The 14700-nt window shown below is 36.6% G+C and carries 16 protein-coding genes and 1 pseudogene; 11 read left to right on the top strand and 6 right to left on the bottom strand.

Features of this window, described 5'->3' with window-relative positions; genetic code table 11:
* Positions 1-127 precede the first annotated feature (127 nt).
* Positions 128-1342 (top strand): tyrosine-type recombinase/integrase, encoded by a 1215-nt coding sequence (locus PSF09_RS19550; protein WP_272684377.1) that lies wholly within the window; start codon positions 128-130, stop codon positions 1340-1342.
* A gap of 52 nt (positions 1343-1394) precedes the next feature.
* Complete coding sequence (locus PSF09_RS19545) at positions 1395-1595, top strand: helix-turn-helix transcriptional regulator (RefSeq protein WP_272684376.1); 201 nt, start codon at positions 1395-1397, stop codon at positions 1593-1595.
* A gap of 25 nt (positions 1596-1620) precedes the next feature.
* Here the strand turns inward: PSF09_RS19545 and PSF09_RS19540 are convergent, their stop codons facing one another.
* Together PSF09_RS19540 and PSF09_RS19535 are read right to left on the bottom strand one after the other, a co-directional pair.
* Positions 1621-1749: a hypothetical protein gene (locus PSF09_RS19540; protein ID WP_272684375.1), complete on the bottom strand. Its 129-nt coding sequence runs from the start codon at positions 1747-1749 to the stop codon at positions 1621-1623.
* Positions 1742-2065, bottom strand: coding sequence for a type II toxin-antitoxin system RelE/ParE family toxin (locus PSF09_RS19535; protein ID WP_272684374.1), 324 nt, complete (start codon positions 2063-2065; stop codon positions 1742-1744). Before PSF09_RS19535 ends, PSF09_RS19540 begins: the two co-directional genes overlap by 8 nt.
* 256 nt (positions 2066-2321) lie before the next feature.
* On the opposite strand from PSF09_RS19535, the gene PSF09_RS19530 reads away from it, so the two are divergent.
* Complete coding sequence (locus PSF09_RS19530; RefSeq protein ID WP_272684373.1) at positions 2322-4604, top strand: primase-like DNA-binding domain-containing protein; 2283 nt, start codon at positions 2322-2324, stop codon at positions 4602-4604.
* Positions 4605-4936: 332 nt separating this feature from the next.
* Here the strand turns inward: PSF09_RS19530 and PSF09_RS19525 are convergent, their stop codons facing one another.
* From PSF09_RS19525 to PSF09_RS19515, 3 genes are read right to left on the bottom strand one after another with little or no spacing between them, the layout of a single operon-like run.
* On the bottom strand, positions 4937-5458 hold the full coding sequence (locus PSF09_RS19525) for a hypothetical protein (protein ID WP_272684372.1): 522 nt from the start codon (positions 5456-5458) through the stop codon (positions 4937-4939).
* 18 nt (positions 5459-5476) lie between these two features.
* Complete coding sequence (locus PSF09_RS19520; protein ID WP_272684371.1) at positions 5477-6298, bottom strand: hypothetical protein; 822 nt, start codon at positions 6296-6298, stop codon at positions 5477-5479.
* Entirely contained in the window at positions 6291-7205 is a 915-nt protein-coding gene (locus tag PSF09_RS19515) for an MvdC/MvdD family ATP grasp protein (protein WP_272684370.1), read from the bottom strand. Before PSF09_RS19515 ends, PSF09_RS19520 begins: the two co-directional genes overlap by 8 nt.
* Before the next feature lie 520 nt (positions 7206-7725).
* Between PSF09_RS19515 and PSF09_RS19510 the strand changes: the two genes are divergently transcribed.
* From PSF09_RS19510 to PSF09_RS19485, 7 genes and pseudogenes are all read left to right on the top strand, one after another.
* Complete coding sequence (locus tag PSF09_RS19510; protein ID WP_222960151.1) at positions 7726-7917, top strand: hypothetical protein; 192 nt, start codon at positions 7726-7728, stop codon at positions 7915-7917.
* 205 nt (positions 7918-8122) lie between these two features.
* Positions 8123-8542 carry a DUF6088 family protein gene (locus PSF09_RS19505; protein WP_166266154.1) on the top strand — a complete coding sequence of 140 codons (420 nt, stop codon included), beginning with the start codon at positions 8123-8125 and terminating at the stop codon, positions 8540-8542.
* Entirely contained in the window at positions 8511-9602 is a 1092-nt protein-coding gene (locus PSF09_RS19500) for a nucleotidyl transferase AbiEii/AbiGii toxin family protein (protein ID WP_272684369.1), read from the top strand. The genes PSF09_RS19505 and PSF09_RS19500 overlap by 32 nt, the downstream gene beginning before the upstream one ends.
* A 174-nt stretch (positions 9603-9776) precedes the next feature.
* Positions 9777-10334, top strand: a complete 558-nt coding sequence (locus PSF09_RS19495; protein ID WP_262417009.1) for a hypothetical protein — start codon at positions 9777-9779, stop codon at positions 10332-10334.
* 279 nt (positions 10335-10613) lie between these two features.
* Positions 10614-10782, top strand: a pseudogene (locus PSF09_RS20465) (DUF932 domain-containing protein); the annotation flags it as partial.
* A gap of 138 nt (positions 10783-10920) precedes the next feature.
* Complete coding sequence (locus PSF09_RS19490; RefSeq protein ID WP_272666521.1) at positions 10921-11964, top strand: virulence RhuM family protein; 1044 nt, start codon at positions 10921-10923, stop codon at positions 11962-11964.
* Between the two features lie 52 nt (positions 11965-12016).
* Positions 12017-12490, top strand: coding sequence for a hypothetical protein (locus PSF09_RS19485; protein ID WP_272666522.1), 474 nt, complete (start codon positions 12017-12019; stop codon positions 12488-12490).
* A gap of 397 nt (positions 12491-12887) precedes the next feature.
* Here PSF09_RS19485 and PSF09_RS19480 read toward each other — a convergent pair whose 3' ends face one another.
* Entirely contained in the window at positions 12888-13250 is a 363-nt protein-coding gene (locus tag PSF09_RS19480) for a YibL family ribosome-associated protein (RefSeq protein WP_272666523.1), read from the bottom strand.
* Positions 13251-13589: 339 nt separating this feature from the next.
* Between PSF09_RS19480 and PSF09_RS19475 the strand changes: the two genes are divergently transcribed.
* Positions 13590-14147 (top strand): tyrosine-type DNA invertase, encoded by a 558-nt coding sequence (locus PSF09_RS19475; protein WP_210836456.1) that lies wholly within the window; start codon positions 13590-13592, stop codon positions 14145-14147.
* The last annotated feature ends 553 nt before the right edge of the window (positions 14148-14700 follow it).

Genomic DNA, 14700 nt, shown 5'->3' with positions numbered 1-14700 from the left:
CCTTTTAAATCAATAAGATTAATCATCTCAAAGTCTGTCTGGTTCTCCCCTTGTTTACTGGTTTCTACCCCTGTTTGGGGGCAAAATTGGGGGCATAATTTTTCCCTATTTTTTGGATGCCCCCACAATGAAGCTCAAAGCCAGTCAGGTAGCGGCCTCAAGGCCAATGGTAACCCCCTATAAAATGACCGATGGAGGGGGGTTATATCTCGAGGTTAACACCAACGGATCGAAGGCTTGGAGAATGAAATATCGTTTTGGAGGAAAAGAGAAACGACTTTCTTTTGGAATGTACCCACTAGTTTCACTCGCTGATGCGCGAAAAAAACGGGATGAGGCCAAAAAGCTCTTAGTGGATGGAATTGATCCAGCGGAAACTAAAAAAATAGAAAAAATGGCTCAGAAAATGGGAATGGAAAACAGTTTTGAGTCTATTGCGCGTGAATGGCACAAAAGCAAAGCAGATCGCTGGTCACTGCGTTATCGAGAAGAAATCATCGATACCTTTGAGAAAGATATTTTTCCATTTATTGGTCGGCGGCCAATTGCTGAAATTAAGCCTATGGAGCTGTTGGGAACCTTAAAGCGCATCGAAAAGAGGGGAGCATTAGAAAAGCTTCGTAAAGTTCGCCAGCGCTGCGGTGAGGTCTTTCGTTACGCGATTATAACAGGGAGAGTCGAATATAACCCTGCACCTGATTTAGTGGGTGCGCTGAAGGTCCATAAGAGAAAACATTTCCCATTTTTAACCGCTCAAGAGCTGCCCTATTTTCTACGTGATTTATCCGGCTATACAGGAAGCATTATCACTAAAACGGCCACTAAAATTATCATGCTAACAGGGGTTCGTACCCAAGAATTACGTTTTGCGCGGTGGGAGGATATCGATTTAGATAAAGGTCTATGGCATATCCCACCAGAGCATATGAAGATGAAGCGTCCGCATGTTGTTCCTTTATCACTTCAAGTCATTGAGGCATTTAAGCAACTTCGACCGTTATCCCACCGATACCCTTTAGTTTTTATTGGGCGTAATACTCATCGTAAGCCTATCAGTAAGGAAAGTATCAATCAGGTCATTGAATTGATAGGTTACAAAGGGCGTCTTACAGGGCATGGTTTCCGGCACACGATGAGCACTATTTTGCATGAGCAGGGTTATAACTCAGCTTGGATTGAAACTCACCTTGCTCACGTAGATAGGAATTCTATTCGAGGTACTTATAACCACGCATTATACCTTGATGGACGACGAGAAATGCTTCAGTGGTATGCGGATTATATGGATAACCTTGAACATGGCGGGAATATCTTGCATGGCCATTTTGGCCAGAAGCGATAAATCGATAAATAAGGGTTAATCAGGTTTTTATCATCAATAAAGGAGTCACGGAATGACTTACGAAACATTAATTAGGCTGCCAGAAGTACTAAAACGTACGGGTTTTAGCCGTCCTTGGGTTTATAAATTATTAAAACAAAGGCGATTTCCTCAGCCAATAAAGATAGGTGGCCGGTCTATCGCTTTTGTTGAAAGTGAAATCAATGAGTGGATTGAGCAACAGATCGCTAATTCACGGAGAAATAGTAAATGAAAGCATCAAATAACAGTTTGTTGCTTTATTCCTCATCTCCTGAATTGAGTACTGATTCTAACCGTTCATATTCTTCTTGTACTGAAGGGCTTTGTAGCATGAGCTCAATAAGTTGCTCATGTGTAAGGTCTGTCAGTTTATGTTCATTATCCAAATTTAAGCTCCTTCATTCGCTGGGCTGCTTTTCCTTTTTCTTTCCAAGGCATAAAAAGCGTTTTTTGTACTACGATATGCAACATTATGATTTTTTTATCTATTTGAGCCATAAAGATGACTCTATTCAAGCCTTTAGGTTCAAAGAAATGCAGTTCGAAAACTTCGTCATAATGCCTATGGGACGTGTCTGCCATCGTGATTCCGTAACGCATCATACGATTCGTTATATGGATAAAGTTAGCTTGCAAGTGAGCTGGCTGAGCGAGAAGAAAGGAAATTACATCATTATCGTAATATTCAATGTTATATGTCATAGGCTAAAAAATAACAGGAGCGTTATTTTCCTCCAGTAATAGAAGCTTTATAAGAACGCCCCGATGGGTTTTATGTATCGGGGACGTTTGGCCACCGAGGAGTAAGAGAACAGGTGGATATTCTGAGTGTATAAGTATTTTTACTTGTATCAATAGTCAACTGGCAAATTCAGATTATCTGCATTTAATTATTTGGTATGCAGTTAAAAGAGAAAATGGAATTTATTGGCCAATTTTGAGCGCAAAAGGAATGTTTATGAGTCATTTTATTGGGGATGTTGCAGCTCAAGCTTGTGGGAAATGGGGTTTTATATTAGATACATTAGGCATCCATCACAGTAAACGGCATTCACCATGCCCTGCTTGTGGTGGAAAAGATAGATTTCGCTTTGATGACCTTAAAGGTGCTGGAACATGGTTCTGTAATCAATGCGAGCCTCAATCTGGCGATGGGTTAGACCTTGTTAAAAATGTTCGGCATTGCTCGTTAAGGGAATCAGCGGAACTAGTTGCTAAGATTTTAGGTATATCAAGCACACCGGTAGAAACAAATCTCTCTCGATTGATTACAAAGACAATCCAAGCGGAATCACGTTACCTTATTGATAAAGGGTTACTCGGTCATAAACTGCCGGTTCTGCCGGATGGGTCTGTATTGCTAACACTGCGAAATACAATTGGTATGATCACTGGAGCTCAGATCATCCAACCGGATGGTACAAAAAAATTATTGTCAGGTACCAAGAAAAAAGGGTCTTTTATTTCTTTAGCGCTTCTACCGGCTAAAGTTGATACCGTTGTGTTAACTGAAGGGTATGCGACAGCAAAAAGTTTATCATTATTTTTAGGTGATATTGTTGTTGTCGCAGCGATTGATGCAGGTAATTTATTATCGGTTGCTAGTGGATTTCGTGCGCAGTGGCCTTCAGCAAAAATCATTATTGCTGCAGATAATGATGTAAGCTCAACGGGTAAACCTAATACTGGGTTACTTGCTGCAGAAAAAGCGGCGAGAGCGGTAAATGGGTGGGTTACGTTACCACCTACTGTCTATAAAGCCGATTGGGATGATTACCGCCAGCAAGTGAGTATTGACCAGGTACAAAACAGTTTTTATCAAGGCCTTTATCAACCACAAGAACAAGCTAACGTCTCCAAATCTAAAGCATTGCACCCTGCATTATCCCAAATGGCTGCCAGCCAGAGGGGACAATTACTTGCGGAACATTATGGAGAAATAGCAATTCAGCCAGAGAGTGAGATGGTGTATCACTATGATGGTGAGTGTTGGCAAAAACTACCAGATAATATGTTAAGACGAGAGTTGGTGATGATTTTCAATCAAAATGAAACGCCATACTCGCCATCAGGGATCAGAAATGCGATTGAAGCGATGAAATTGCAAATACCAATGATGTCTGAGCAGCCTAGATACTTGATTGGTTTTAAGAATGGAGTTTATGATTTAAGTTTAAAAGTATTTAGAGCTCATCAAGCAGCTGATTGGCTTCAAAACCATAATGGTATTTATTTTACTAATCCAAACCCCAATGAAAACCTTACACAGCATGCACCTCATTTTACTCGCTGGTTAAACCATGTAGCAAACCATGATGAGTTAAAAGCATTTCGTATCAAAGCAGCATTATTTATGATCTTGTCTAATCGTTTTGATTGGCAGCTATTTATCGAAGTCACTGGGGAAGGTGGTAGCGGAAAATCAATTTTTACGCATATAGCAACTTTATTAGCTGGCCAGCAAAATACAGCATCAGGAAATATGGCTACGCTGGATCAAGCTAGAGGACGAGCACAGTTTGTCGGTAAGAGCTTAATTACACTGCCCGATCAGGTTAAATATGTGGGGGAAGGCGCTGGCATCAAAGCAATTACAGGTGGTGACCTTGTCGAAATTGATGGTAAATATGAGAAGCAATTTAGCACGGTGCTGACGGCTGTTGTACTGGCAACAAATAATGAGCCGATGAATTTTAGTGAACGCCAAGGTGGTATAGCACGACGACGTGTAATTTTTGCATTTAACCATCCAGTAAAAGAGTCTGAGAAAGATCCACTTATTGGAGAGAAAATTGCTAACGAGTTACCTGTAGTTATTCGCGCCTTATTAGCGGAGTTTCATGACCAGGAACAAGCAAAACAGTTATTGATTGAACAGCGTGATTCGGTCGAAGCAATGGGCGTGAAGCGGGAAGCTGATCCACTCTATGGTTTTTGTGCTCATATTGTTGAGTTGGGTGAAGCTGTAGGTATGTATATGGGGACTTTGGCTATTTCGCCTCGAGCCCCTCGCGTTTATCTTTATCATGCTTATTTAGCGTATATGGAAGCTTACGGTCATCAATATTCACTTTCTCTCACTAAGTTTGGTAAAGATTTTCCTAAAGTGATGAAGGAATTTGGCGCGGAATATAAAAAGGCTAAGACAGATAAAGGATTTCGCTACAACATGGATTTATCAGAAACGGCCAATGATTGGTTGCCTGCATTGGTATTATCTCATCCTACATTACCTAAGTAATGGTTATCTAGATTCGTTCTGTTCATTGTGTTCAGGATTAACTTAATCATTTGAAATTTAATGAAAATACCTACTGAATAGTTTTCCTTTAACTGTTCAGTAAGTATTCATGGTGGTTCATTGACTAGGGCTGGTGGCTAAGAATGAACACTTGAATAGTTGATGAAGAGTTGTGGGGCAAATATTCAGAGCTGAGAATGTCAGTGCTGGTGGGGGTTGTGAGGGTGTTTTTCTGAGGTGGTGGAGAGGATGAATAGTGTGGGGGAACACATGAAGGCCCTACCTAAATAACTATAGGGAGGGCGTTAGCATTTAAGAATAACAGTAGTAAATCACTCATCTTTATCGGATTGTTCGATTACTTTGGTAATGACTGTTGTATCAGATAACATGTAAAAGATTTCGTCTTTATCAGATGTCTCTAAGACTCGGGTCTCAATGGTGGATAATAAATTACACTCATCTAAATTTTTAAGTTCAATTGCGTCTATATAATAGATTTCGTCACGGTCTGAGTTTTCGATTCGTTCAGTTATTATTGTATCTAACCCTAAAATTTCGTCACGATCACTGTTTTCGACAGTATGGGTTTGAAAGGTTGAGCAAGCACGGATTTTGTCACGATCTGAATTCTCATTATTCTCTGTTAGTATTGTACTTAAGTCTAAAATCTCATCACGATCACTATTCTCGATAGTTTCCGTAAGTCTTGTAGATAATCCTTGAATTTCATCATGGTCATCTGATTCTATAGTGAAAGTTTTTCTAGTAGAATCAATAATATTGACATTTTTCACTGCATCTGACTTTTTTATAGTTAGTGTTTCACTATAATTCATAATATATGGTTTCATCTAATATAACTCCAATTATTACACTATAAAATTTAGAGGATACTTTTTAAAATTAACAATACAGAACTCATATGAATAAGTTAATATATTCGTAGATATGAAAAGAATTCCCCAAGTTAAAACACATGAAATAATGAGATAACTAAGGTATTTTTCTATATTTTTTACTAAACTAGCATGGTATCTAACCGCATCTGTTATATCATACCAGTCTCTATAAAATGCTGTTAATAAGGCTGTTTCCTTTACATTATTTCTTAAAGTTGAAAATTTTGATTTATTAAATGAGGTCACAGCAATTGCCGCTTTAATAAAAAAAACCAAATTTAAGGCGTAAAGTGCAGATAGTGACCAGAAAGAAAATAACCACCATTTTATATATATAAATGTTTTAAGATTCACAATTTCAGTGAGTAGATATCCAAGAAAACCGAATAAAGCTAGCCCTATAGTAGAATAGAATGAAACTTTATTATGTAATGAGCTAAGAGAGCCGATGCTTTCTGCGATCCTAATTTTTAGGAATTCTTCTTGTTTTTCTCGTTGTAAAGGAGAGGTGGTTTTAAGATATAACTCGTAATTACTAACTTTTTCATCTACTTCTTCTGGGGATACTCGACACTGCTCGATGTCAAAATAAATAACTTTAAATAGCTCTATCTTTTTACAGTTTCTTTTTTTGGATAAAAAATAGAATATTTTTTTTCCTAATGGAATTGAAAGTAAAGATATACGTATAGTCTCAATATTATGATAGGTTCCATAATTATCATCATTTGATACATGGATGATAGGTATTGAGTTGAGTATTGTAAAGAGAAAATGAATAATACTAATCATGGTCTAAATAACCTACAATTGCGCTAGAAATATTACAGCCAACTTCAAACTCTAACCAAGCCCATTGTCCATTTGCATTCATTTCAAGGAAATACCACTCACCATCGCTAACTATAAAGTCGAAACAACCAAAGTCGATATTGTTTTTGGACATGAAAATTAAACATTTTTCATAGATATCATTTGGAATATCAATTAGCTTGTATTCTAACGTATTGTTTTTTCTACGCCAGTCAATTTCATCTTTCGATATTATTTTTACAGTAAAGGATTGATTTAAAACAAATGTTGCTCTCACTTCATAATCTTTTTTTATGTATTTTTGGAAGTAAGTAGGGGAATATTTTAATCCATCATTGTTAACTTTGGGATCATATACGTTGGTTTGTACATACTCTTTTTTATCATTATAAGAGACATATCCAACGGATATTGGTTTTACAATAGTTTTATCTTTTCCTAATTTATCTACCTCTAATTTATTGTTAGTAATAGTTAATTCAGGGATGATTAAGCCTGTCTGCTGTGCAAGATGAGCCTGAAGAATCTTATTGTCAGCTCTACGCATAATTGATGGTTTGGATAAGCACCGACCAGAAAAACTTTCGACTATTCCATCTATAAGTGAGAGGCTTTCTTTAAGACTAAATGCATGATATTTAGAATCGATAATATTTATCAGGTTCTCTGACGCAGGCTTTCTGTAGTAAATTGATTTACAGTTAGCTGAGTTTATTTCTTCTCCAAGGTTATTTTCAATTTTGAATCCTGACAAATCAAAACTAATTTTGTACGTTGAAAAATAATCTGTATTTAGACGGAAAAAATTTATACTGCTATAACGGTTAATTATATAGTCACATGTGTGGTCATAACTGCTAGTAATTATTAAAATTTTATTTTTCACTATAATTCTCTATTTAAATAATATGACTTAATTGTACATGACTAATAAAAAATCCTGAAGATGCTTATATTAGATTTGTTAATTAGATAGCACTATAAATAATTTTTTCTAAAAACCAAAGTTTGTCCGAATGTACTACTGTTCAGTTGAACAGTAGTAGCCCTGCATATATAGTGATTCTGCAGCGGCAAAATCCGTTGTCGTGGATTAGCGTCCCGAAATTCAATAGAGGCACAACCGTAAAACGGTTATTATGTGCGAGTACAGCTATACCCTGTGAAAAGCAATGGTGGGCTGGACGAGGGCATCGAAAGATGCACCGGATTCTCTGTTGACCGGTTACGCTAACCTCGTTCAGTTCACCACCCTTTGAGGTTAGCGTCTCTTGGTGGTGACCCTTAAATCATCAACAGAGAGGTTGTCATCATGGACTCGACGACTAATTGCTCCTTACCAATAACAATTTTTAGCCCATTCAAAGGTTCTACCACTGCACTTCTATCTAATCAGGAGGTGCGAAATGTACGATAATTCCCCTCTTACTCTAGAAGAAATCATCGACCAGTGCCGAGCGTTGATTTATGCCATTGTTACTCTTGAATCACAAGAAGCGAAAGAACTTCTCAATTTTGTGTTATGGCAGCAGCTGGACCTATTACATCAAACCTATTCACAAGAAAACTGCATACTAACCACAGATATTGCTAACTGAAAACATATTTTAAGGCATCGAAAGGTGCCTTAAGCAGTTGTATTTTTGCTGAATAAAATCAGATAAGACCCTGACTAGCTAACTGATAAATATATGGATATTAAGACTCATTTCTTAACTTATTATATGAAAATAATATATTGTTTTTAATGGTGAATTTGCTAATATAAAGTTGTTATTACCTATTTTTTAAAAGGAGTCGACTATGTTTTTAAAACAGAAGCTGTTGCGCTCCATTGCCAACAGAAAAGGTACTGTGATTTTACGTTCAGAATTAGAGCATCTAGGCAGTAAATCACAAATTGGAAAAGTGCTAGCGGCACTTGTTGAAGAGGGTATTATCATTCGAGTGAGTTTAGGTGTTTATGCGAAAACTCGTTTTAATCGATTTGCAGGTAAAAGGACGGTAGCAGCACCATTTGAGTCAGTTGTGGAGGAAACCTTTCAAAAGCTTAATGTTCAAGTAACTCAAGGACAGGCTTTAAAGGATTATAACGCAGGTAAAACGACTCAAATCCCAATGCAGCTACAAATTCGAACTCCAGGAAGGAAAATATCTCGAAACATCACTGTTTCAGGTAGAAATGTTCAATATGAAAAAAATTACGGAAGACCAAATTGCTGATATTCAAGATGCAGAGGCTGCAGGGTTATTGAATGGGCTACCTGCATTTGTTGCAGAAAAAGATGTCCATGTAACAGATGCTCTGCGTGTTTTGGCAAGCTTGCATATTGTGCATGAAGCTCAGTTGAAAGGATTTGATCCTAGAAGTAAGAAAGTACCAAATGAACCGATCAATATTGATTTACCAGTCAGGTTTGTTTTCGCTGGTGGTACTTGCTTATCGAAGGCTTATAATTTAATTAACCGAATGTCAGAAGATATTGATATAAAAGTTATTCTTCAAGAAGTCCCTTCTAATTATAAATTAAAAAGAGAATTCCCTTCAGATAAAGCACGGCTAAAAGATATTCATCATCAACTTACTAAAAACCTTGAGGTTCTTGGCTTCTACCTCACAGATAAAGCTGGTGGAAATCCAGAAATTAATGATAAACATCGCCATTATAATGTTGATTTAAGCTATAAAGGGCACTTCAGTAGCGGGGGAGCTAACCCTTTGCGTAGCTGCATTAAGGTTGAACTGATAAATCGCCCCATTAATTTAGAGACTAAAAAATTAAAAATTAATTATCTCTATCAGCAATTAATAAAAGGCAATAATTATCCTGATTTTGATATCGAGTGTATTAATATTGCAGAAACGCTTGCTGAAAAAGTGTTATCACTTTTAAGACGATTTGCAATGTATTGTGAGGGTGTCAAACAATCTGAATTCGATGAGGCGTTAGTAAGGCATATTTATGATGTTTGGCGAATTCATACTATCCATCCAAACGCTATCCATACAGCAGCAGGCATGTTTGAATATACAGTTAATACTGATTTAGAAGAATACGCTTGGCAATTTAAAGCGTTTGTAGATAGCCCTCACAGAGTATTAAGCAAATGCTTAAAAATGATCAAAGACAGTGAGGATGATAAAGGGCAGTTGCTAAGCCAATTATATAAAACAAAATTAAGTCCACTGGTCTATTCTCAAGAGCCACATTCATATGAAGAGGCATCTAAAAGTTTTATTGAGGTTGCAGAACATTTATTACAGCAATTAGCTAGTAAATAAACTTTTGATAGTTATAAGGTTAATTATTTTATTGCTATTTTTCTACTAGCGTTTGCCTTCAGTTTCCTTTTGGAGTAGTCAAGAACTAGGATCTTTTGCAATGTATAAAAATGTTATCTGCTTTGGTATGGTTATTATATAGGTAAACTTTAGGCATATTGAGTGAGGTAGGGTGTGGATAGCATACAGATAAGTGGGTTGATAATTAATGTTTTAATGATGTTGATAGCCATAATGTCATCATTCATCAGTTACTTAATATATAAAGATAACTCAAGCCCTGATGTTATCGTTTACCTAGAACTAGATAAAGATGCAAAAACGCTATTGAACTTAGTTATAAAAAATATCGGTAAAAGCCCTGCAAAAAACGTAACGTTCAAGTTAGATAGGAAATTACCCCAATTTGCTCATAGTAATTCAAATGCTGAAGAGATGATTGATGGTGCTTTATTCACAGGAATTCCATTTTTAGCCCCAGGTGCTTCAAGAGTCTCCATGATAGGTGACTATCATGGGCTAGATAAATGGTTTCAAGATAAAGGAATTAGAGTAGAAACAGCTTTTTATAAGGCAAACAATCGTTCAATTCTTAATAAGCTAATTACGAATGAAAGCTTTCTTGAAATTTACTCTTTTAAGGCTGTTTCGTCAGCGGATAATAGTGCGAAAACAAAAATCGTAAATGAGTTGAGAAACATAAATAAGTCATTGTCAAAAATTTCTAAGTAAAAGACACTAATTAAGTAGGGTGGAAATTACTTAATTTTTCAGTGTGTTAGCTAATAATTGAATATGTGATTATTGTCTGTCTAACTTTATATCAATACTTGACCCTCTATTTTGCATAGTAAAACTAACCAAAAAAATTTGGGGGCAAAATTGGGGGCATAATTTTTCCCTATTTTTTGGATGCCCCCACAATAAAGCTCAAAGCCAGTCAGGTAGCGGCCTCAAGGCCAATGGTAACCCCCTATAAAATGACCGATGGAGGGGGGTTATATCTCGAGGTTATATCAACGTTTGCAGGAGAGCTTAATTAAAGGTGGATTATCGGGACGAAATGCAAAAGGTAAGTGAGCTTGTACTTGTTCAGTAAATGGTATTGATGGGGATATTAAATAAAGCATTGTGGGCGATGACTGAAAAGATGCACGAACATTTTTCTTGCAGAGAATGAATATAGGTAATAGTAGTACATTGTTTTTACATAAAATAATGTGCTTGCTATCTATTTGCTGGTGGCCTTATTTTTTTGTTAAATATGCTATATTGTTGTTCATAGTTTACTCATGGTACATAGACCGAGGGCAATTTGATGAGTGATAATCTTCTTGAGGCACCACAGGGCGAATTTGTTTTATTCCGCAGTGAAGATGGTCAGACTCGCGTCGAATGCCGCTTTGAATCTGATACGCTGTGGTTATCTCAGGCTGAAATTGCCAATCTTTATCAGGTAACACCTCAGGCAATAACTCAACATGTTAAAGCGGTTTACGAAGAGGGTGAGCTTGTACAAAATTCAACTTGTAAGTCTTTCTTACAAGTTCGACAAGAAGGTAATCGACAGGTTAATCGCAATACGCTGCATTACAACCTTTCTATGATCCTAGCGGTCGGTTACCGTGTCCGTTCAGTTCGCGGTACACAGTTTCGTCAGTGGGCAACACAAACGCTGGAACAGTATCTGGTCAAAGGGTTTGTGATGGATGATGAGCGGTTGAAAAATCCGCCTATCGGTCAGTCAGTCGTGCCAGATTACTTTGATGAGATGCTCGAACGCATCCGTGATATACGCGCCAGTGAGCGACGGGTGTATTTACGGGTGAAGGAGATATTCACCATGGCAGCGGATTATGAGCCTTCAAATAAAGAAACCACTCGTTTTTTTCAAACTATCCAAAACAAATTGCATTTTGCTTGTACGGGCATGACTGCCGCTGAGCTTATTGCTAGCCGTGCAGATGCCAGTCAGCCGGATATGGGGTTAACCAGCTATAAATTTGATGAAGTTCGTAAAACGGATGTAACGGTTGCGAAGAATTATCTACGTGAAAATGAACTGAAAGAATTAAACCGTATTGTCAATATGTGGCTCGACTTTGCCGAAGACCAAGCACTGCGCCGTAAGCAGGTTTTTTTACAGGATTGGGATATAAAGCTGGATCAGTTTTTAAGTTTCAATGACCGTGATGTTTTGCAAGGTGCTGGTGGGATTAGTAAGAAATCTGCTGACGAAAAAGCTAAAGAAATGTTTGATATTTTTGCTCAAAAACGTCGTCAACTGAAAGAGGCCGAAGGGGCGAGGGCGAATATTGCGGCGCTGAAAGATTTACTGGAAACAAGTAAGCAAAAGAAGTAGTTTTCTAGTTTGCGTGATGCTTTGCTTCCTAATCTTCTATCCGGATAACTAAATGGCTAAAATTAATAGATTACACACACAAGCTTATGAATCTTTCAAGCTGTTGGAAGAACAAAAATATGAAACAAGGGCAACTCATATTTTCAATTGTGAACCAAGTTTGGCAGTGTTTTTGTTATGGTGCAACATTGAGGTACTTCTCCGATTAAATAAATATTATGATAAAATTCAAGATCCTTGGCCTGATAATTTATCATTTATCCACGCTAATTGGAGGCCTTTGAAGCATATTAAAGGAATAAATGTTGATGCATATAATGCAATATTTGTCGGCCCAAAATCACTCAGGAAAATAAGGAATGAAATAGCGCATACAGGTAAGTTTATCAAAAAGCATGAGGTTGAGTATTTTGTAGAATATGCCAAATTTGTTATTGATTGCCTCAACTCAGGACTCCCTAAAAGGATCGATTTCTTAACTAAAAAAAAGAATAGTGATGCGCAAAAGAATAGAGGAAGGAAATGATTTTTTCTTAAAGCCTACCACTCAAAAACCAATCTGGGGGCATTAATGGGGGCACTGCTATTTATCCAACTCAGTAAACTCATTTAATATCAATACCATTACCCATCAAGTACGACTCCTGTGAGCGCTCAAAAACGTCAATAGTTAAAGTTAAATAGAAACTGAAGGGCTCAGGGTGAATATTGTGGCACTGAAAGGTTTGTTGAAAATAGGAAAGTAGAAAAATAGTAGAATCACTATTTTTAGTTAAATTGCTAAAATTAGCTTAGTACCTGAGGTGGTCGTAGTAAACAAGGGGGAACTCATACTCACTAACGGTTCATAACCACGAAAAGTGTACTAAGAACCTTTTAGTATTAGTGAGTCATTACAGGTTTTAGTTAGGTTGATTCCCTAACTAGAAATCCGTTTTAGAAAAACCAGTCATAACATCCAGTTCCATTTCGCGGCCTAATGCCGTCATTGGATGGACAATTATCAAACCTCGCACGGACTTCTTCAATTTGCCAAGATCGGCTTGTTCTTTCTTAGTGATGGGTCGTTTGAATGGCATATCGACTAACTTCTGTGCTTCTTTGCTGAGCTTTATGTTACGCACCGCTTTCAGGCGAGTAATTTCAGTTTCCAACGTCACTTTTTCTTTTTCGAGTTCTGCGTATTTTTCTGCATCGCTCGTCAGTTGCATACTTGCCATCTGGTGACGAATAAGGTCTAAGCGGTCGCTAAGAAGCTTAATTTGTGTTTTTTCAATTTCTTTCATTATTTAATTAACCGTGAATAAATTTCTTGTCGGCAAGTATACACTATTTCGTATTAGAGGGTGAAAAGGGATATAGACTGACACCCCATGTGAGGACGCCTTTATCGCTCATCATTCATGCAATGAAAACAACATAATTACCTTATAAATCAACTTATCACTCAACCACTCACAATTCTGTTCTTTTATGCCTTAGTGATATTATGATTAAGTGCTTGCATTTCGGTATCATCACTGACATTTCTGACATATTATATTTAATTTTCTGAAAAATTATTATTTTTAGTTAATTTATCGTTGGTATATAGCAAAATATAACGAGGTATAGATGAGATCATAATGACTAAACGTAAATTTATTACACGTACAGAGGTGAATTCTTTATTGGATGCTACAAAGCAAGGTCGCTATCCTAATCGCGATTATTGCTTGTTATTAATGAGCTTTTTGCATGGGTTAAGAGTTAGTGAGCTCACTCATATCACAATGGCTGATATTGATTTAGTGCAGAAAGTGATATTTATTAGGAGACTAAAAGGAGGGCTGTCTACCGTACAGCCTATAATTCCCGAAGAGTTTAATGCGATTGAAAAATGGCTAGTTGAAAGAGATTCTTGGAAAACAGCGGGATCAGATTGTCTATTTATTTCACAAAAGGGAAGCCAAATTTCTCGTTATCAAATTTATCGTTTATTTGAGCAGTATGGAAAAATAGCTGGGCTTCCTGTAAAGCTTCATCCTCATATGCTAAGGCATGCATGCGGCTATGCATTAGCTGATTTAGGTCGGGATACACGATTAATCCAAGACTATTTAGGGCATCGAAATATCGCCCATACTGTAATTTATACTGCGAGTAATGAAAAAAGGTTTAGTGGTATTTGGTTGAATCAATAAGCAATTTAATGACTTGTATCAACATAAGGCTAGCACTAAACATAATAATATGAACTAAACACCAAGAATACCTCAGTTATTTAGGCAATTGATTTGATAAAACTGAGGTATTCTTATGCATATTAAGGGCAATAATTATTTTTAAAGCCACAAACAACATACTCAACTAATTTATTTTCCAGCCTTTAAAAATAAAATTAGTTAATAATTTTATTTATTCATTTTTTTTGAATTATCATGATTTAATTACTCCAATTAAGAGTGTCAGTAAACCACTTTCGTGGTTAACTAATTGTTATCATATTTTAATCATTTTTTTCACAATAATAGTCCATTTTTGATTGCTAAGTAAAGCCACTCTGTGAAATGACACGATGTAAGTGAAATCATTTAGATGATAAATTCATATTTTTGGTTTTTGTGAGTTAAAAACCTTTAATTGATGCTTTAAAATACAGAAATATAATATATAACAAAAAAATTAATCAATTATCAATGATAATCAATTGGTTAAATAAAATGTCTATAAAAATCAATCTGTAATGCAACATAA

It is taken from the genome of Providencia sp. PROV141, assembly GCF_028481645.1.
In the GTDB taxonomy this organism is placed as follows: Bacteria; Pseudomonadota; Gammaproteobacteria; order Enterobacterales; family Enterobacteriaceae; genus Providencia; species Providencia rettgeri.
The sequence above is the reverse complement of the archived record's forward strand: the minus strand, read 5'-3'. Positions and strand labels throughout refer to the sequence as shown.